The organism is Micromonospora sp. AMSO12t (assembly GCF_008806585.1).
GTDB classification, from domain to species: Bacteria; Actinomycetota; Actinomycetes; order Mycobacteriales; family Micromonosporaceae; genus Micromonospora; species Micromonospora reichwaldensis.
Window position 1 is genome coordinate 1 of the sequence record NZ_WAAS01000589.1, and the last position, 510, is coordinate 510.

Annotated in this window: 1 protein-coding gene; it reads left to right on the forward strand. The window is 63.3% G+C overall.

Annotated elements, in window-relative coordinates; genetic code table 11:
* Positions 1-71: 71 nt before the first annotated feature.
* The coding region (locus F6X68_RS33075) for an anti-virulence regulator CigR family protein (protein ID WP_047297491.1) at positions 72-510 on the forward strand (439 nt) is incomplete at its 3' end.

Below are 510 nucleotides of genomic sequence, written 5' to 3' on the forward strand. Positions count from 1 at the left end.
AGCAAGACCGAGGGATTCAGAACCACGTTCTGAATCCCTTTTTTGCTGTTGGTGCCGTGAGGAAAGACCCGATGAAAATGCCGAAACGTCTGATTGCCGGGCTGGGCGTGCTGATGCTCAGCGCGACGCCGCTGCTGGCCAGCGCCGATCCACGCGATGATCATGACCACGGCGGCCCGCAACCGGGCCACTACGATAACCGTGGTGACGATCACCGTGGTCCGCAGAACGATCACCGTGGTGGCCCGCCACACGACTTCGGCCCGGTGCGGCAGACCATTCGCGACAACCACGGCTACTTCGTACGTGGCGCTCCGCCACCGCCGGGCATCCATCTGGAACGCGGCCGACCGTTGCCGCACGGTTACTATGGCGAGCGGCTGGACGGGCGGGCGCTGAGCCGTCTGCCGGTGTATCCGGGTTATGAGTGGCGCCGGGCCGGTGGGGACATTGTGCTGATCGCGGTGGGTACCGGGATCGTTTACGAAATTCTGGACGGTGTTTTGTACT